Source organism: Flavobacterium sp., assembly GCF_036515215.1.
GTDB lineage: Bacteria > Bacteroidota > Bacteroidia > Flavobacteriales > Flavobacteriaceae > Flavobacterium.
In genome coordinates this window covers 1-17732 of the sequence record NZ_DATBVQ010000091.1, presented here as the reverse complement: position 1 = coordinate 17732, position 17732 = coordinate 1, and the positions used below count along the sequence as shown (strand labels likewise).

Here is a 17732-nt window from a genome sequence, read left to right as displayed (position 1 = left end):
AAAAGACTTCATTAATGCAGAAGTTCGTGATAAACACAAATATACTAGTGAAATAATTATGAACGATTTCATTTACCCTCAAGAATCAATTTTTGAACAAAACATAGAGCAGTATATCAATTCTCAATCGCAAAAATGGTTCACTGATATACTTAAAGAGCATTCTCGTGCATTTGAAAAGTTAGCATATCTTATAACATTTAGCTTTCGTATTATAGAGGGGATTGAAGATCCTGAATTATTAAATTGGGAGGAGATTGAAGAAAATAAGTTTTTTGGAGAGTTGAGATTTTTTTTAAGGAATGTTGAAATTCAATTGACGCTTCCTAGTATATTTTATAATGAGAATAAGTCATCCTTTCCCAAAAGGTATCAAGTAGAAATAAATAATGATTATGTGACAATGACTATTTTTAGTAAAGTGTTTTTGAATATTTCATTTAATTTCGATACAAATATCAAAGTTGTGGAAAATCTTGAAATCAATTTGTTTGGCCTACTATAACCATACTAATAACTTTCGCTAGCGTCCCGCTCGTGAACACAAAGCATAATAAAGAGCAACAAGAAATTTAGTTAATTAATGATTACGCTAGTTTTAAAATAATTAGCAATTGATTTTGCATGCGGGCACGAGCGTCCCGCTCGCGCTCGCGATGGGGATTTCACAGCGCAGTCCTTTTTTGCGGAGCAAAATAACTCCTACAAGAATTTAATAACGGAAATTTACATTAGAGGCAGATGGAGTTTTTAAAGAACGATTATAAATTAGCTTGAAAAACCACTTTTATAAGACTATTAATATTTATAAATTGTTAACAATCAGTTACTTAGGTTGTTAAAAATCGTAACTTTATGCGATAAAAATTAGGTTTTGTTGAAAAGAATATTCTTCCCAAATTTATTTCACCTACACAGAATTATACTCAAAATGATGAGGAGGAATCCGAAAATCCTTAAAAGAGTAGGAAATAAAAATCAAAAACAATACGTCATGAAAACAAAAATTTATTTTGGGTTTTTGGCATTACTATTTGTGTTAGGATGCTCAAATGAAGAACTCGTTGACAACCCAACTCAAGACAATTTGCTCAGCAGGAACAATGGCAATAAATCTATTCGTTTCGATGGGAATTCCACATCAAGTGATATATATTACTATTACTTAACTGAACTGAATGATGAAACGGATGCTATGTCTCTCGAAAGAGCAAAATTTATTAGGGATGGACAATTTAGTGGACATATAACTGGCTGCGGGAAGATAATTTCGAGTTCAAGCACATACAAATTCTCTGCACCTCAAGGCTTTACAAACCCTAATTATAATCCAACTGACTCTTACAATGAGTTTACTCACAATTACAATATAAGTGCTACTGGAAAAATTTCAGTAGGAAGAAGTGATAGTTGTGATATCACAATTACGGGAGTATTAGAACCTTATTATTATACATCTCCAGAATATACTGATGAAAACATATTTGGAGGACTAATTGGTGATGGAATAGCTACTATCACAAATGGAACTGGCAGGCTTAAAAATATGAATGGAACTTATTTGGTTCAAAGAAGCGGTTTTAATTTTTCTGGTATAAACTTAACTACAGGTCAAATAAGTTTATGGATAGGACAATCTATAATTCCTTAAAAGAGTAGAAAATAAAAAACAATACATTATCAAAACAAAAATTTATTTTGGGTTGTTGGCATTACTATTTGTGTTAGGATGTTCGAATGAAGAAGTCGATAACGACCCAATTGAAAATAGTCTGCTCGAAAAGGGTATTGGCGTTAATTATATTACCTTCTATGGGAATTCAATCTAGGACAATGGGGTTACTTTGAATTACCTGAATTGGCAGATGGCAGTAAATTTAAAAGAACGGAAAGTGTAGAAAGATTACAGGCTATGGCACTATAAATCCGATCTTAAGTATTATAGTTTTATATCATGTGATAAAGAGTCAAATCCTGAGTATCCCTTGCTAGCGCTAGCGGGGCACTCAAGAAAAATAAACAACCTCAGATACTATCTGGTTTTTTTTATGCTTAAATTTTACTTTCCCTTTGCACAAAGGCACTTGACTTTGAAGCCCTTTCAAAACCACCTTACAAGCCTCAACCGTCTATTGGCCTGAGCGTCTCATTTGCTATTTTAGTGAGATTAGCGTTTTTTTATCGTATTTTCGTTTAGCCGCAAATACTCATTTTTCATATGTTGAAAAACAGAGTCTCGAGAAGTTAACTTCTAGCTTCTGAAAAATTTAGATAATCAAATATAAATATGGAAATATCAACCGATAAAATTATTCACGAGATTGAAGAATCTAGTAAAACAATTCTATTAAAAACAAATGATTTTAAAAGAAAACTTAATTCTACAATATATTTTGTTGCAAACAAAGATTTAAACCATTGGAGTATCTCAAAAGAAATTGCTTGCAATATTTTTAATGTATCAAAAGTTACTGATGCAAAAATATTTTTCTACGATAATGGCTTTTTTGATGCTTTGAATCTTGAAGATGCCAAATTAGAAAAATTTGCAATATCTCAATTTTTAAATTGGGCTAAACCTTTTGAAAATATCGTGGACATTTTTTCAAAACTCAAAAAAGATCAAAAAAAGAGCAATAAAATTCAACTTCTAGTTCCCCTCGAAACTTTGGGTATGAATCATGGAGTACAAAATCAAATGAAAACATTGATGTAGATATATTTCCTAACCGCATTGAAGGAAAAGAGCTATTCATAAAAGAATATAAATATAATTCTCGCCACAAGAAATTAGTGAAAGACGCCAAACTTAAATGGAAAACTGATTGTTGGATTTGCGGTTTTAATTTTACAGAAAGATATGGAAATTTAGGAAATGACTTTATAGAAATTCATCATCTCATTCCGATAAGTGAAGGAGAAAGAGAAACAACTATTGAGGACGTCAGACCAGTTTGTTCAAATTGCCATCGGATGATTCATAAAAGAAAAAAAATGCTGACAATTCAAGAACTAAAAAATATAATAGAAGACATTCAAAAAAATAAAACTAGCCCACTGGCTTAAACATGCATCGCTAGCTCGAGCGTCCTATTGAATACAAAGCATAAAATAGCAGTATATTTACAGCAAAATGCACACTAAAACAAAAATGAAAAAATGAAAAAATTTATTACACTGGTACTCCTTCTCTTGATAGCCGCCTTTTTTTATAAATTGGCAATAAACGATACGCCTTCTCCAGAGAAAAAGATAATAGTTGATGTCTCCACCATAATCGGGAAAAACAAGACGGATGTCGAAAAGATTTTGGGCAAACCCAATAACGTTAAAATGATCAAACCAATCAACACGCCTTGTCAAGACACGGCTTGCGAACAAGCGAATTACCAGTCTGATAAATTTGAAATTGTATTTATAAACGACAAAGCGGATTGGATAACCATAAATCAGGTTTCAGAATACGAAATCAACGACAAAAGCACTGAACTGCTTGGTCTGGAAGCGACGCAGCCCACTTTTAACAGCCCTGGAAACGTCACCAAGTGGAACAACATTGAAAACATCAAAGAGCTCAGCATTTTCGATGACGGTTCGGGACATATGTCCTACATTTATATTAAAACGTTTACCGAGTAACCACAAGGAATAAAACACAATCCACCAAAAAAGCTACTGCCAGTACAACAATAAAAAAAGCCTCGAAAAGTTTAGTTTTCGAGGCTTTTTTTTTAAGTTTTAGGAAGTAAATTGAAGTTAATTACCACATTCAAATAGCGAAATCAATTAAAAAAAAAGGAATCGCAATTTAGAATATTGTAGCCCGTAGCGGAATCGAACCGCTCTTACATGGATGAAAACCATGCGTCCTAACCGATAGACGAACGGGCCTTGCTTTTCTGTTGCGGTTGCAAAAATAGTACTATTTTCGGGACGTACCAAGCCAAAACCTCAAACCGTGCAGTAAAAACAGCATTTTTTTTATTTGAAAATCATAATTAATTAAGAACTAGCACTTACGGCAAAAAAGTTTTTTTTTACCATTTGCAAATGCATCCTATGCTTTAGCTTAAAACACTGTATTTTCTCATTTCATTTATTTTAAAAGTTTTTGTAACATTTTAGATATGCTCGTATCTAAAAGACGAACACTAAAAAATAATCAAGATGAAAAAAATTAAATTCTTAATCTTAACATTGGCACTTCCCTTTTTAAGTACAACCGTTTCTGCACAAAACAAGTCTTATCCGTTTGATATTAAAATTAGTGGAAAAGGCGACCAATCCATCATTTTTATTCCTGGTTTCGCCAGTTCGGGAGCGGTCTGGGACGAGACAAAATCAAACTACGAAAAAGATTTCACTTGCTACACCTTAACAATGGCTGGTTTTGCAGGCATAAAACCACAACCAAATGCCACATTTACAAACTGGGAAAATAGTATCGTCAATTACATTAAAGAAAACAAAATTGAAAAACCAATTATAATTGGTCACAGTATGGGCGGAGGTTTAGCATTAGCGATTGCATCCGATTATCCTGAGCTTATTAAAAAAATTGTAGTGGTTGATGCTCTTCCATGTTTACAAGCACTTATAAATCCAGCTTTTACTTCAACTGAAAATCCCGATTGTTCTCAAATGGTAAATCAAATGACTTCACTAACGGAAGAGCAATTTCATCAAATACAAACCAATTCCATCTCCAGACTTGTTGCCGAAACTTCTAAACGAGAACTGGTTGTTAGTTGGAGCATAAGTTCTGACAGAAAAACATTTGCAGAAATGTATTGCGATTTTATAAATACGGATTTAAGACTGAAAATCAAAAACATAAAATGTCCATCATTAATTTTATTGGAAGACTCTTTTAAAACTGTAAAACCAGCTATCGAAGAGCAATATAAAAACCTAAATAACGCCAATTTACAATATTCAAACAAGGGATTACATTTTGTAATGTATGATGACAAAGAATGGTATTTGAATCAATTAAATAACTTTTTAAACTAATTAAAATGAAAAAAATAAACTGCTTCTTCCCAACTCAACAAGGGGTCATAATTGCTGCCGCAGTTGGAATTGCAACAAAAAATATAGTCGTGGCTATTTTTCTAATTTTAATCTTTAGTTTAGTGTCTAAACTAAAATTAATTAAACGATAAATGGAAGTGTTTGACGAAATATACAAAAGATATTGGGATAGGATATTTCGCTTGTGTATGGGTTATGTCAATGATCATAACCTTGCACAAGACTTAACACAGGAAACATTTATAAGTGTTTGGAAACAACTTCCCAAATTCAGAAACGAATCTAGTGTTGGAACTTGGGTTTTTAGAATAGCTTCCAATAACTGCTTGCGGCAAATTGAAAAACAAAATCGTTTCCCGAAAGGGCAATTACCATCAAATTTAGTCGAAGAAAAGCAGACCAATATTGAACCTCAAATACAGTTTTTATACAAATGCATTGCCGAACTTCCAGAAATTGACCGTATTATAATTTCACTTGAACTGGAGGACGTGAAACAAGCAGAAATAGCAAGCATCGTTGGACTATCGGAAGCTAACATACGAGTGAAAATTCATAGAATAAAAGAAAAATTAACACAAAAATTTACAAGCAATGAGCGATAATATAAATTTCAAAGACATCTGGGCTAAGCAAACATCCGTTGCGCCCAATTCGGAAATTTTAATATCCGAGATTAAAAAAATGAAACAATCTAATTTGAGAAAGTTAGTATTAACTAACCTTTTACTGATTGCAACTTCAATATTTATCATTTTAATTTGGATATATTTTCAACCGCAATTAATCACGACCAAAATTGGAATTATGCTTATCATTTTAGCTATGGTGATTTTCCTATTTGCTTATAATAAAAGTTATTCTCTTTTCAAAAGCCATATGAACTCACAAAGTAACAGTGATTATTTAAAAGACTTATTGGCCATTAAAGCGAAACAGAGATTTATGGAAACTACCATGATGAATTTGTATTTCATCTTACTTTCATTAGGAATTGCTCTGTATATGTATGAATATACACAGCGAATGAGTACATTTTGGGGAATCTTTACGTATGCTATAACATCAATTTGGATACTTTTTAATTGGTTCTATTTAAGGCCAAAGCAAATAAAAAAACAAAGAGCCAAATTAGACGCCATAATCGCCAAATTTGAAATGGTTAACAATCAACTTAACGTATGAAAAGTGCCTTCTCCAGAAAAATCTTGATCTAGTAAGGCTGATTTAAGATTGATTTGGCTGCCATTAGAAATATATCGCTGTGGTAAAAAACTTTGGCTTTGGCTCTAAGATTAAAAAAAAGCGCAAGAAAGCCAGTACTTACAAGAATACCCGAGGGCAAGGAATTGGGCAATAATAATTCGAAAGAAAAATCTTAACTTAGTCCCAAATTCTGCTAAAAGCTGCGGGGATGTTCCGCAGCTTTTTACAAAAAAAATGCAATTCCAACAACACAAATTTAAAAAGTCAATTATGATCAAACCAAAAACCCTTTGTTTACTGGGACTTATTTTTTTCGTAGCTAGTTATGTGCTTTTTTCTCAAGTTTCATTGAATGCACAAAAACATATCGACTTAGCTCATTGGTTTAATTTAATTGGAGCCGTATTACTATTTTCATTTAATTATGTGTTTCCTAAAAATAGGCTAAATTCCATCGCATCGGTTTTAACCGCTTTAGGTGTCATTGCCCACATTGGGCTCTGCACTATTGACTTTATTATGTGGAGTTTTGGAAATGATGATACGGGCAGAAATCTATTGAAGGAACAAATCAGCAACACGCCATTAATTTTGTATCCTTTTGTTATTATTGGACCATCTTTACTCTTTTTAGGTCTCGCGACCCACGCTTTCAATTTTATCAAAACGAATCCGATAAGTGCTATTATGGTGATAATAGGCGCCCCTTTTGTCGGACTTTCCTATTTTATCTGGAATAATGGAAATTTAATGTTAATCAGCTGTGTTGTCTTTGCATCGGGATTAGCTCTCCTTTTATACAGAAAAGAATCAAAAACTGTAAACGGACTAGCAAGCCACAGCGCAAAGTCTCCAGTTGGCCTATGCGCCGAGCCCTTGAGCACAAAGTAACACCAATGACTTTCTAAATGGACCGATCAAAGACCATACTACCCCTAATTGTTGTTGCCCAGTTTTGCTGTACCTCGCTTTGGTTTGCCGGTAATGCCGTGATGGGTGACTTGGTAATCAATTTTGGCCTTGCCGAAACTGCCATAGGCCACCTGACTTCTGCCGTTCAGTTTGGTTTTATATTGGGCACGCTGGTATTTGCACTTTTGGCGATAGCCGACCGTTTTTCCCCTTCAAAAGTGTTCCTGATAAGCGCACTGCTCGGAGCGGTCTTCAACGCGGGCATGCTTTGGGAAGGCAACAGTCTAGCCACGATCTTATGCATCCGGTTCCTGACCGGTTTTTTCCTCGCTGGAATCTACCCCGTCGGGATGAAAATCGCCGCCGATTATTTCGAAAAAGGGCTGGGAAAATCATTGGGCTTTTTGATTGGCGCCCTTGTGTTGGGTACCGCTTTTCCGCATTTATTGAAAGGTATAACCAATGTATTCCCGTGGAAATCGGTCATACTCACCACTTCTTCCCTCGCCGTTCTGGGCGGTTTGATGATGGTGGTTTTGGTTCCTGACGGCCCTTATCGCAAACAAAGCCAAGGCGTAAACTTGTCGGCTTTCTTTGGCATATTTAAAAACCGAAAACTGCGTGCTGCCGCTTTTGGGTATTTTGGGCATATGTGGGAGCTGTACGTTTTTTGGGCATTTACCCCGCTGATTCTTAAAACCTATAGCGATCTGCACCCTGAAACGACCTTTAACATCCCCATTTTGTCTTTCATGATCATCGGGATTGGCGGACTCGCCTGCGTACTCAGCGGCTACCTCTCGCAAACCTTTGGCGCAAAAAGAATTGCATTTATATCCTTGCTGCTGTCTTGTTGTTGCTGCCTTGTTTCCCCGTTCCTGTTCGCGGTCGGATCCGAAGCAGTATTCATTGCTTTCTTGCTTTTTTGGGGAATGGCCGTGGTGGCAGATTCCCCGCTATTCTCCACCCTAGTCGCCCAGAATGCCGCCGCAGAAATAAAAGGGACAGCACTTACGATCGTGAACAGCATTGGTTTCGCCATCACCATAATCAGCATCCAATTGATCAGCTCACTGAAAGCATCCACGGATTTCACCGGCATTTACGTCTTGTTGGCCATCGGTCCCATTCTCGGCTTATTGGCGTTAAGCAAAAAAACAAAATAGCATCTGGCTTTCATTTTCATAAAAATGCCCCCAGAAAGCGTATGGCTTTTTGGGGGCATTGAGTTAAACTGATAAATCAGTCTTATCCAGAACGATTATTTGAACTGCGCAGTCACATATTCAACTAAACTTTCATCACTCATTTTATTAGAAGTATTTTCCGTAGCCTCAACATTTTTATACTGTGGAGTCTCGTTTAAATATTTAATAAATTGTTCTTGCGCGGTACCGGTTCCAGTCACAAACAGTTCATCAACATTTTGCATATGCGCAGTGATGTTTTTGAATAATTTGTGAAGCGAATCCCTCTCTGCATTGTTTGCTGCGTTTTCGCTTGAATTGCTGCCTTGACCGTCCACTTTTTCGTGACCTAATATTACGAATTCACCTGAGTCTACATTTTCTCTACCTACAATTGTTGCGTGATGTGAATCCATCCAAACACCAAATTGTTTTTTATTTTTTTCTGACATAATTATATATTTATTGTTTTAATAATTGCATTAAATCAAAGGTTATTAGCCTTCGAAATTTACGGGTAATATTCTCTAAATTGTTTAAACTTCTTTTAATGTGGTGCCCACTGCCAAAACAACGAAACCAATAAGCAATAGCTCATAATTGTATTGCGATAAAATCTGGATATGCGAGAAGTGTCCGATGATTCCGAGTATACCGGCAATCAATCCTATAATCCAGGTAATTTTCTTTGGCGCTGATGGGTTTTTCATATAAATGGTTTTTAAGTTGTTCCGAAACTGATTTGTTGCGGAATAACAAAAATAAACCTAAACGTCTGTAGAACTGTAACACAATTACCTATAATGATTGCATAATTCACACGTTTTCAGAAAAATGCGCTGCTAAGGCCCCAGTATTGTTTTTTTTACACTGCTGCCATTTTGGGGCTTCATTTAAAGTTTGTTTCGTAACTTTAATCTGTTTTTAATCAGATACTTAAATACCAATCAGCAACGCCCCCCGCTGGCCATTTATAATTAAATCAAAAAAACGCAATAATTAATTTAAAACTAGAATCATGGAAAAATTTGCATTGCTGGCACGAGTGGAAGCCAAATCCGGAAAAGAAAACGAAGTCCTGGAATTTTTAAAATCATCCCTACATCTGGCAGAGGGCGAAACCGGAACGGTGAGATGGTATGCGTTTCAATTGGGGCCTTCCACTTTTGGAATATTTGACACTTTTGCCTCAGAGGAAGGACGCAAAGCACATCTTGACGGACCCATTGCCGCCGCGTTGATGGCTAACGCCACTACATTACTTGCCAAGGATCCGGTTATCGAAATGGTAGATCTTGTGGCCATCAAATAGCAACTGCAAAATGGGACGGTTTTATTTTGAATAACAAAATAAATCAATTTTAACCTTTACAATGTGATATTTTTCTTAATTTTATAAAAATCAATATATTAGTATCTTATGGGAAAATTTGTAATTACCAAAGCAGGAAATGGATCGTTCCATTTTAACTTGAAAGCTGGAAATGGCGAGACCATCCTGGCCAGCGAAGCGTACAATACTAAAGCGGCCTGTGAAAACGGAATGGAGTCAGTGCGTAAAAACGCCGCTGATGATTCAAACTACGACCGCAAAGAATCCGCGATCGGAAAGCCGTACTTTAATCTTAAAGCGGCCAACCATCAGGTAATCGGCACGAGCGAAATGTATGGAAGCGTGGCTGCAAGAGACAAAGGAATTGAATCGGTAAAGAATAATGCTGCTGAAGCAACAATTGACGATCAGACGGTCTAATTGAATTTCAAAAGACTATAAGTCCTTTAAAAAAAAACCGGTTTAATATATTAAACCGGTTTCTTTTATATTAAATTCTTACCGTAATACGATTTTTAGAACGCCTTCCGGATCGAGTTCTCCTAAATCTAATGGATTCCACCGCAGTTTTTTTCAACTGAAAAATTTTACCAAAAAAGAAACGGCCACTGAAATAAATCGTAAATTTATATGAGCTAAAAAAAATACAATCACACTGATTACCAGAATATTGCGACTTATCTAATGATCCATTGATGATGAAAACTCTAAAAACAGCCCGGATAGCCGTTATTGCATTACTATTATGTAGCCTATCGGCCAAGGCACAGCAAAAATACCAAACCAGGGAAGGAATCATAGAGGTCATTGGCTCGTATGGGGATTCCATAATCAGCGCCAACAGCAATCATTTATTTGTTTTGATCGATTATGAAACCGCCGAAATAGGATTAACAATTGATCCGGCGTCTTTGCACACCGCAACGGACTCCTTGAATGCGATACTTACCAACACATCGCTAAAGCCCATAATCCTTAGCGGAAAACTGAACATTCCGTACGTGAACACCTTACAGCATCCGGACCAGAAACTGAATTTCACGGCGCAACTGGAAATGAATAAAATGGTGAACAATATATATGCTGATGGTATACTTAAACACGTTGCCGGCAGCGATGCCCTTTCGTCCCTGCTTACGCTTAATTTTAAGCTGCGTTTAAGCGATTTCGGGATTTTCTTGCCCGAGGCTTGGGGCGACGAGATAAACGTACGGATTTATCAGGCGATGCTAAAAAAACAATGAAAGCATTCACCGATAAAGTTTCAGATGATGCAAAAAAGAGGTTTGCGTTTTACCGAAAACCTCTTCTTTATAACTTTAAAACCGGAATTTTAATAATTCAGGTTCACTCCAAAACCCACTCCCATATCACTGTCGTAATGGGTAGTTATTCCGATATTTTTACCCACAATATATTTTAGTCCCGCCATATATTCCTTATCGGTATTGACCATGAAAGCCATTCGCAATCGTTTCGAAACCGGGATATCTTCCCGCATCAACTGAAAACGGACATTCCCGTCGCTAAAAACCTCAGCCTGGGCAATGACCAATAGAGGCAAGGTATAATTGACACCTAAACTCACTACGGCGCGCTTGTCTTTGGTGTTGGCCTGACCAAATATGTTTTTCTCCACTTCGTTGATGCCCATTTTGCGGTAACGCCAGTCAAAACCAATGAAGGGCATCAACCATTGGTTTTTGTCGATGTATCTTCCTATGTGCGTTTCGATTTCGTAGCCGTGTTCCGCTTTATAGCCCAATCGCCATTCCGTTTTAAAGCTCCATCTCGCATTTTGCAGCATCGCTTCACCATCATTTCCATTGGTCGCGAAATCATTCTCTGCCATTAGGTAAAATCTGTTGCTTTCGTTTTGCAATTTCTTGTAGGCCCACTCTTTATTAGGCAAAAGCGGATTGGGAGCCGAGTTCTCGTAACTGAGAACACGATTCATCCCGGCCATCATATGGTACAAAATATGGCAGTGGAAAAACCAGTCGCCGTCCGCATTCGCGTTAAACTCGATAGTGTCGGTTTCCATCGGCATTATGTCAAGAACGTTTTTCAAGGGCGCATAATCTCCCTGCCCGTTCAAGACCCTAAAATCATGACCGTGCAAATGCATCGGGTGACGCATCATCGAATTATTATGCAATAGGATACGGACATTTACCCCTTTCTTGATTAAAATTTTATCCGATTCAGACAGGACCTTATTGTCCATGCTCCAGAGATAGCGGTTCATGTTTCCCGTTAACTCGAAATGCAATTCCCGAACGCGAGCATCTTTTGGAAGGGAAGTGATTTGCGGTGCTTTTAACATGGAATAATTGAGCGTCACAATATCTGCAGAGCTTGAATCCATGTTATCCATCGAATGGCCCATATCCATTTTTGATTCATCCATATCGTCTGATTCCATGTCCATCTTTGAATGGTCCATTTCTGGCTCATCCATGTCCATTTTCGAATGATCCATTTCGTCCGACTTCATGTCCATTTTTCCGGAAAGATGATTTGTTTCCTGTTTATTTCCTGAAATTTCGGGATACATAACCGAGTTCATATCCATTTTTTGAAGGCTCATGTCCATGCCCATGTCGTTCATGCTGCCATCCATGTTCATCATGCCGTTCATCATCTTCATCCCCTCAAAATAGTTCAGTTTCGGCAATGGAGAAACTCTCTGTTTGATGCCATCACCGATATAAAGGGAGGCTGATTTGGTTCTGTCTTCGGGAGTCGCTAAAAACTCATAAGCGGTATTATCAGCGGGAACGGTGACCACCACGTCATAGGTTTCAGAAACGCCGATAATTAGCCGGTCCACCTCAACGGGTTCCACGTCATTCCCATCGCTGGCAATGACCGTAATCTTGCCTCCCGCGTAGGTCAGCCAATAATAGGAGGAGCCGCCGGCATTGGCAATCCGCAATCGCACCTTGTCTCCCGCCCTAGATTTTCTTAAAACGTCCGCAACCGATTCGTTTTTGCCATTGATCAGGAACTTGTCGTAATAGACGTCGCTTACGTCCATCGCCAGCATGCGTTTCCATTCGTTATTGAATTTGGTTTTAAAATGGCCGCTGCTGATGGCTTCGGCATAACTTTGCGTAGTCCCTTTTTTGATGGCAAACCAATCCGATGCGTTTCGCAACATCCGCTGCACATTTTCCGGTTTGTAATCGGTCCACTCGCTCAAAACGACTGGGATTGCCGCCAAATCGTCTATCCCTTTTCTAAAGTGGGGATCGTTGTCCCTTTTTTTCAAAATCAAAGCGCCATACATCCCAATTTGTTCTTGTAAACCGGAATGGCTATGGTACCAATGGGTTCCGCTCTGCACAACGGGGAAGCTATATTTGTGAGTGGTACGGGGCGCTATAGGCATTTGTGTGAGAAACGGAACACCATCTTCTTTGTTGGGCAAAAAGACGCCATGCCAATGCAGGGAAGTTCCTTCCTCCAGTTCATTGTGCACATAGATTTCGGCTATATCCCCCTCCGTAAAGGTGAGCGTTGGCATCGGTATTTGGCCGTTGACGGCAATTGCCTTTTTGGGCTTATTGCCAAAATTAACAATCGTATCCCGAACGTATAAATCATAACGGACTGTTCGGGCTGGAGCATCCTTTTCAGATATATTAACTTTTTCATTGACTTTGGAGGTATTTACGGGAGCATTTGAATGATTTTCATGCGAATCTTTGGGTATCACTTTTTTTCGAATGGCGCTTGTTTTTTTAGGCACCGCTTTTGGCGCTTTCTTTGTCACAGCCGATTTTTTTACCGGTTTCGCTTTTTCCTTAATCAAATCCATACCACATTTGGGGCATTTGCCGGGTTTAGCGGCATGAATTTCAGGATGCATTACACAAGTATAAGTTGTAGGTTGAGTTTGTAGAATCTCAGATTTTTTTGAAACATTACCCTCATTTCTATTTTCTGCTTGCGCATGGGAATAAAATGTCAGGATCAATGCTACTGCTATTATTCTTCTCATAACTAAATTCTAATTTTTGTATTAATAATTATTTAAAATTATTACTGATGTGATTTATGCTCCTTTTTCTATTCCTTAGAATTTTACTGCTGTCCCTTTTTCATACAAAACATAGTGAACCACTTTTTGGGCAAAATATAAACCTACAGTTGCTCGATTACTTTCTTCAAGCGGTCTCGTATTTCCGTTGCAATTTCGGCAAGTTCGTCGTTTTCGACGGCCTGCATCGAAGCCGCCGGATCGACTGCGGAAACCTCTATCTGGCCCGGCACTTTTTCTTGAACAATTACATTGCAGGGCAGCATCGTTCCTATTTTGTCTTCCGCCAATAAGGCTTTGTATGCGAATGGCGGGTTGCAGGCCCCCAGAATGGTATAATTGTAAAAATCCACGTCCAGCTTTTTCTTTAAGGTCGCTTTCAAGTCAATTTCGGTCAGTATCCCGAATCCTTCCGTTTTCAAGGCTTCCGTTACCTTTTGGATCGCATTTTCAAAGCTGTCATTAATTGTTTTACTAAAGTAATATTCCATGATTGTTCTGTTTTTTAGATTAAACTCATTTCCTTTTTCTGTACCTGTGGGCAGCCACTAATAACACTAGAGCAAAAATCAAAATTGAGACCCACCAAAAAACATGCATTCCCATAAAGGAGTAGGCATCCATGTGAATCCCCCCATTTCCATGATCATTCATAATTTTTTAGGTTTAGGTTACTATTATATTAATGATGCGATTTATGTTCCTCTTCCTTTACGGGTTTGGTTTTCATTTTATTCATATCCATTTTGTCGTCCTTCATATTTTGCATCATATCCATCATCTTCCCGTTTCCCATCATCGCTTTGCACATTTCGGACATCATTGCTTTATCATCTTTGGCCGCTTCCATCATTTCCGCCATCATGCTTTTCATCATCTCCGGATTGTCCCTCATCATTGCCATCATATGCCCCATCATCATTTTTTTCATTTCCGGATTCTGATGCATCATTGCCATCATTTTAGCTTGATGTGCCTTCATCATTTCAGGATTATGCATCGTCATTTCTGACATCATGTTTTTCATCATTTCGGGATCCGCCTTCATCATTTCCATCATTTTGGCACGATGCTCTTTCATCATCGCCATTTTGGCGCTTTTGCTGCCCATCAGCATTCCCATCATTTCCTTTGACATGCTTTCATCACTGGCGATCTTGTTCATTATTTCCGTTCTCTTGTCTGAGTTTGACAAAACCTGATTTGTGGACTGGCAGGAATTCAGCAGTCCGATTAAACCGATCGACAGTACCATTTTTTGAAGTGTTTTCATGATCTTGATTTTTTGAAATTATAGCTAATCCATATTCATTACAGTTTTAATCCTCTCAGACGCAATGCATTTGCGATAACAGAAACCGAGCTGAAACTCATCGCCAGAGCGGCAATCATCGGGGAAAGCAAAATCCCGAAAAAAGGATATAAAACCCCGGCGGCAATCGGAATCCCGAGTACGTTATAAAAGAAAGCGAAGAATAAATTCTGATGGATGTTTTTCATCACCGCATGGCTCAATTTTTTAGCTTTCACGATCCCTTGCAAGTCCCCTTTCACCAGCGTTATTTTAGCGCTCTCAATGGCCACGTCCGTTCCGGTCCCCATAGCAATTCCGATATTGGCTTGAGCCAATGCCGGCGCGTCGTTTATTCCGTCACCCGCCATGGCGACGATTTTCCCTTCCGCTTGCAGCCTTTTAATTTCTTTGAGTTTATCCTCGGGCAGGCAACCCGCAATGAAGGAAGTCAAATGCAATTCGTCCGCCACGGCCTTAGCGGTGTTTTTGTTATCGCCGGTTAGCATGATCACCTCGACGCCCTGGCTCATCAGTTCTTTTATGGCGGCTACGCTGGTCGCTTTTATCGCATCGGTGATTGCTACATAACCCAAAACGGCATTGTCAACCGAAATATAAGAGACCGTCTTCCCCAGTTTTTGTTCCTCTAAAACTTTGCTCTCTATATCCTCTGAAATAGTGGACCCATTCATATCCATCAGGTCTTTATTCCCAAGAGCGACTTTTTTACTATCCACAGTACCCGTAACCCCTTTTCCGGTTATTGCCTCAAAATCTTTTGCCTCGGATAAAGAAACGTTTTTCGCTTTCGCAAAATTAACTACGGCTTGCGCCAAAGGATGTTCACTGTATTGATTGAGCGAAGCTATATTTCGCAGCAAATCATCCTCCTGATTGTTGGATGAAAACACCTTTTCCACCGACGGTTTCCCTTCAGTTATAGTCCCCGTTTTATCGGTGATCAAAACATTGACCTTGTTCATGTTCTCAAGTGCCTCGGCATTTTTTATCAAAACCCCTGACTGCGCCCCTTTGCCTACACCTACCATTACTGACATCGGAGTTGCCAATCCTAATGCACATGGACAGGCAATAATCAAAACTGCGACCGCATTTACAAATCCGTACATCAATGCCTCGCCCTCGGGTCCGAATCTTGCCCATACGAAAAAAGTAATCACCGAAACGACAACAACGACAGGCACAAAATATTTCGCAATTTTATCCGCTAAATTTTGAATGGGTGCTCGCGAACGACTGGCGCTGTTGACCATTTGTACAATTTGTGAAAGCAAGGTTTCGGAACCGATTTTTTCGGCCACCATAACGAATGATTTATTTCCGTTTAAGGTTCCTGCAACAACAGCATCGCCGATTTTTTTATCGATGGGAATGGGTTCGCCTGAAATCATTGATTCATCTATTGTGCTTTCCCCGTCGGTAATTTTTCCGTCGACCGGAATTTTCTCCCCTGGTTTTACGCGAAGCAAATCGCCTTTCTTAATGTCATGGATGGAAATCACCTTGTCCGCCCCATCGACTACTAAAGTGGCAACCGTGGGCGCTAACTTCATTAATTCCCTTATTGCCCCGCTGGTCTGGCTGTGGGCTCTGGCTTCCAATAATTGTCCCAATAAAACCAAAGTCAAAATGACTGCGGTAGCTTCAAAATAAAGCGAAACCGTTCCGCTTTCTGTTTTGAATTCAGCCGGAAAAATATCAGGAAAGAGCATCCCGAACACACTGAAGAGAAAGGCCACTCCAGTACCGATTCCGATCAGTGTAAACATGTTGAGGTTCCAGCTGACAATTGATTTCCATGCCCGGATAAAAAACATCCACGCTGCATAGAAAACGACGGGAAGAGTTAATATAAATTGCACCCAGTTCCAGATTTTGAGATCCATCAGTTGCAACAAAGGGTTGTTCGGCAGCATTTCCATCATGGAGATTATGAAAACCGGAACGGTAAACAACGAAGCCACCTTCATTTTATACAGCAAATTGAGATAAGTTTTATTTTCTTCGCTATCCACAGGTTTCATCGGAACTAGATCCATTCCGCAAATGGGGCAGGAACCGGGACCCTCCTGGATAACTTCGGGGTGCATTGGGCAGGTATAAAGCATTTTACCAACAGTTAATTCAGGGGCTTTCACCAAATCCATTCCGCATACGGGGCAGTCCCCCTCTTTGTCATACACTTTGTCCCCTTCGCAATGCATCGGGCAATAGTATTTACCGGGAACGGCAGCGGCTAACGGAACGGCTTTTTTATCCGCCTCCTTATTTGTGCCGCAACATGATTTTTCCGCTTTCTTTTCCTCTGATTCGGATACTTTTTCTAAATGCATGCCACAAACCGGACAGCTTCCTGATTTGTCGTACACTTTATCCCCTTCGCAGTGCATGGGGCAAAAGTATTTAGCGGGAGCGTTAGGCATTTCCGCCATTTTATGCTGATGCTGCTCATTATCGCCACAAGCTTTCACCTCAGCCTCCTTTTTTGTTCTGTTAGATGGCTCTTTAGGATGGCTCATTTCTATCGTATAATTTCCGGCAGCTGTTAACTCCTCTTGTAATTTTTCGGTCGGAATGTGCTTTTCCATTGTTATCGTTGCAGTTTCCGTATCCAAAGAAACGACCGCTTGAACCCCATCAATGGCGTTCAATGTTTTCTCCACTTTGGTACGACAACCGTCGCAGGACATTCCGGTAACT

General features: G+C 38.8%; 21 protein-coding genes and 1 tRNA gene. 14 read left to right on the top strand and 8 right to left on the bottom strand.

Translation table 11 applies throughout. The features are described 5' to 3' along the window. The 5 genes from VIH09_RS06505 to VIH09_RS06485 all read left to right on the top strand — a co-directional run. The coding region (locus tag VIH09_RS06505; protein ID WP_331579094.1) for a hypothetical protein at positions 1-505 on the top strand (505 nt) is incomplete at its 5' end. 372 nt (positions 506-877) lie between these two features. After that, positions 878-1651 (top strand): hypothetical protein, encoded by a 774-nt coding sequence (locus VIH09_RS06500; RefSeq protein ID WP_331579092.1) that lies wholly within the window; start codon positions 878-880, stop codon positions 1649-1651. Between the two features lie 636 nt (positions 1652-2287). Continuing rightward, the gene (locus tag VIH09_RS06495; protein ID WP_331579090.1) at positions 2288-2716 is read left to right on the top strand and encodes a hypothetical protein; all 429 of its coding nucleotides are present in this window, start codon (positions 2288-2290) and stop codon (positions 2714-2716) included. Positions 2717-2793: 77 nt separating this feature from the next. Next, complete coding sequence (locus VIH09_RS06490; RefSeq protein WP_331579088.1) at positions 2794-3066, top strand: HNH endonuclease; 273 nt, start codon at positions 2794-2796, stop codon at positions 3064-3066. A gap of 93 nt (positions 3067-3159) precedes the next feature. Next, the gene (locus VIH09_RS06485; protein WP_331579086.1) at positions 3160-3639 is read left to right on the top strand and encodes a hypothetical protein; all 480 of its coding nucleotides are present in this window, start codon (positions 3160-3162) and stop codon (positions 3637-3639) included. A 180-nt stretch (positions 3640-3819) separates the two neighbouring features. On the opposite strand, the gene VIH09_RS06480 is transcribed toward VIH09_RS06485, so the two are convergent. Further along, positions 3820-3891, bottom strand: a tRNA-Glu gene (locus tag VIH09_RS06480). 276 nt (positions 3892-4167) lie between these two features. Between VIH09_RS06480 and VIH09_RS06475 the strand changes: the two genes are divergently transcribed. The 6 genes from VIH09_RS06475 to VIH09_RS06450 all read left to right on the top strand — a co-directional run bounded on the left by VIH09_RS06475 (position 4168) and on the right by VIH09_RS06450 (position 8318). Next, positions 4168-5013: an alpha/beta hydrolase gene (locus tag VIH09_RS06475; protein WP_331579084.1), complete on the top strand. Its 846-nt coding sequence runs from the start codon at positions 4168-4170 to the stop codon at positions 5011-5013. Between the two features lie 5 nt (positions 5014-5018). Beyond that, positions 5019-5165: a hypothetical protein gene (locus VIH09_RS06470; RefSeq protein WP_331579082.1), complete on the top strand. Its 147-nt coding sequence runs from the start codon at positions 5019-5021 to the stop codon at positions 5163-5165. Then, positions 5166-5639 (top strand): sigma-70 family RNA polymerase sigma factor, encoded by a 474-nt coding sequence (locus VIH09_RS06465; protein WP_331579080.1) that lies wholly within the window; start codon positions 5166-5168, stop codon positions 5637-5639. Beyond that, positions 5629-6219 carry a hypothetical protein gene (locus VIH09_RS06460; protein ID WP_331579078.1) on the top strand — a complete coding sequence of 197 codons (591 nt, stop codon included), beginning with the start codon at positions 5629-5631 and terminating at the stop codon, positions 6217-6219. The genes VIH09_RS06465 and VIH09_RS06460 overlap by 11 nt, the downstream gene beginning before the upstream one ends. 291 nt (positions 6220-6510) lie before the next feature. After that, positions 6511-7131 (top strand): hypothetical protein, encoded by a 621-nt coding sequence (locus VIH09_RS06455; protein ID WP_331579076.1) that lies wholly within the window; start codon positions 6511-6513, stop codon positions 7129-7131. Positions 7132-7148: 17 nt separating this feature from the next. After that, positions 7149-8318, top strand: a complete 1170-nt coding sequence (locus tag VIH09_RS06450; protein WP_331579074.1) for an MFS transporter — start codon at positions 7149-7151, stop codon at positions 8316-8318. Positions 8319-8413: 95 nt separating this feature from the next. On the opposite strand, the gene VIH09_RS06445 is transcribed toward VIH09_RS06450, so the two are convergent. Next, the gene (locus VIH09_RS06445) at positions 8414-8791 is read right to left on the bottom strand and encodes a hypothetical protein (protein ID WP_331579071.1); all 378 of its coding nucleotides are present in this window, start codon (positions 8789-8791) and stop codon (positions 8414-8416) included. A gap of 84 nt (positions 8792-8875) precedes the next feature. Then, on the bottom strand, positions 8876-9049 hold the full coding sequence (locus VIH09_RS06440) for a hypothetical protein (RefSeq protein WP_331579069.1): 174 nt from the start codon (positions 9047-9049) through the stop codon (positions 8876-8878). Positions 9050-9357: 308 nt separating this feature from the next. Between VIH09_RS06440 and VIH09_RS06435 the strand changes: the two genes are divergently transcribed. From VIH09_RS06435 to VIH09_RS06425, 3 genes are all read left to right on the top strand, one after another. Beyond that, positions 9358-9651, top strand: a complete 294-nt coding sequence (locus tag VIH09_RS06435) for an antibiotic biosynthesis monooxygenase (RefSeq protein WP_331579067.1) — start codon at positions 9358-9360, stop codon at positions 9649-9651. Between the two features lie 108 nt (positions 9652-9759). After that, complete coding sequence (locus tag VIH09_RS06430) at positions 9760-10092, top strand: YegP family protein (RefSeq protein ID WP_331579065.1); 333 nt, start codon at positions 9760-9762, stop codon at positions 10090-10092. 275 nt (positions 10093-10367) lie between these two features. Beyond that, positions 10368-10916, top strand: coding sequence for a hypothetical protein (locus VIH09_RS06425; protein ID WP_331579063.1), 549 nt, complete (start codon positions 10368-10370; stop codon positions 10914-10916). Between the two features lie 89 nt (positions 10917-11005). Here the strand turns inward: VIH09_RS06425 and VIH09_RS06420 are convergent, their stop codons facing one another. From VIH09_RS06420 to VIH09_RS06400, 5 genes are all read right to left on the bottom strand, one after another. Further along, positions 11006-13678, bottom strand: a complete 2673-nt coding sequence (locus VIH09_RS06420; RefSeq protein ID WP_331579061.1) for a multicopper oxidase domain-containing protein — start codon at positions 13676-13678, stop codon at positions 11006-11008. Between the two features lie 143 nt (positions 13679-13821). Further along, on the bottom strand, positions 13822-14208 hold the full coding sequence (locus VIH09_RS06415) for a DUF302 domain-containing protein (protein WP_331579059.1): 387 nt from the start codon (positions 14206-14208) through the stop codon (positions 13822-13824). A gap of 25 nt (positions 14209-14233) precedes the next feature. Further along, positions 14234-14371 carry a hypothetical protein gene (locus VIH09_RS06410; protein ID WP_331579057.1) on the bottom strand — a complete coding sequence of 46 codons (138 nt, stop codon included), beginning with the start codon at positions 14369-14371 and terminating at the stop codon, positions 14234-14236. A gap of 28 nt (positions 14372-14399) precedes the next feature. Further along, positions 14400-14990: a membrane or secreted protein gene (locus tag VIH09_RS06405; protein ID WP_331579055.1), complete on the bottom strand. Its 591-nt coding sequence runs from the start codon at positions 14988-14990 to the stop codon at positions 14400-14402. Positions 14991-15028: 38 nt separating this feature from the next. Beyond that, positions 15029-17732 (bottom strand): heavy metal translocating P-type ATPase (locus tag VIH09_RS06400; protein WP_331579053.1); only part of this gene is annotated, 2704 nt, incomplete at its 5' end.

Excerpts from the sequence above, each read along its gene's own strand:
- VIH09_RS06495 (WP_331579090.1), top strand. The coding sequence starts at position 2,288 with ATGGAAATATCAACCGATAAAATTATTCACGAGATTGAAGAATCTAGT.
- VIH09_RS06485 (WP_331579086.1), top strand. The coding sequence starts at position 3,160 with ATGAAAAAATTTATTACACTGGTACTCCTTCTCTTGATAGCCGCCTTT.
- VIH09_RS06475 (WP_331579084.1), top strand. The coding sequence starts at position 4,168 with ATGAAAAAAATTAAATTCTTAATCTTAACATTGGCACTTCCCTTTTTA.
- VIH09_RS06470 (WP_331579082.1), top strand. The coding sequence starts at position 5,019 with ATGAAAAAAATAAACTGCTTCTTCCCAACTCAACAAGGGGTCATAATT.
- VIH09_RS06465 (WP_331579080.1), top strand. The coding sequence starts at position 5,166 with ATGGAAGTGTTTGACGAAATATACAAAAGATATTGGGATAGGATATTT.
- VIH09_RS06460 (WP_331579078.1), top strand. The coding sequence starts at position 5,629 with ATGAGCGATAATATAAATTTCAAAGACATCTGGGCTAAGCAAACATCC.
- VIH09_RS06455 (WP_331579076.1), top strand. The coding sequence starts at position 6,511 with ATGATCAAACCAAAAACCCTTTGTTTACTGGGACTTATTTTTTTCGTA.
- VIH09_RS06450 (WP_331579074.1), top strand. The coding sequence starts at position 7,149 with ATGGACCGATCAAAGACCATACTACCCCTAATTGTTGTTGCCCAGTTT.
- VIH09_RS06445 (WP_331579071.1), bottom strand. The coding sequence starts at position 8,791 with ATGTCAGAAAAAAATAAAAAACAATTTGGTGTTTGGATGGATTCACAT.
- VIH09_RS06440 (WP_331579069.1), bottom strand. The coding sequence starts at position 9,049 with ATGAAAAACCCATCAGCGCCAAAGAAAATTACCTGGATTATAGGATTG.
- VIH09_RS06435 (WP_331579067.1), top strand. The coding sequence starts at position 9,358 with ATGGAAAAATTTGCATTGCTGGCACGAGTGGAAGCCAAATCCGGAAAA.
- VIH09_RS06430 (WP_331579065.1), top strand. The coding sequence starts at position 9,760 with ATGGGAAAATTTGTAATTACCAAAGCAGGAAATGGATCGTTCCATTTT.
- VIH09_RS06425 (WP_331579063.1), top strand. The coding sequence starts at position 10,368 with ATGATGAAAACTCTAAAAACAGCCCGGATAGCCGTTATTGCATTACTA.
- VIH09_RS06420 (WP_331579061.1), bottom strand. The coding sequence starts at position 13,678 with ATGAGAAGAATAATAGCAGTAGCATTGATCCTGACATTTTATTCCCAT.
- VIH09_RS06415 (WP_331579059.1), bottom strand. The coding sequence starts at position 14,208 with ATGGAATATTACTTTAGTAAAACAATTAATGACAGCTTTGAAAATGCG.
- VIH09_RS06410 (WP_331579057.1), bottom strand. The coding sequence starts at position 14,371 with ATGAATGATCATGGAAATGGGGGGATTCACATGGATGCCTACTCCTTT.
- VIH09_RS06405 (WP_331579055.1), bottom strand. The coding sequence starts at position 14,990 with ATGAAAACACTTCAAAAAATGGTACTGTCGATCGGTTTAATCGGACTG.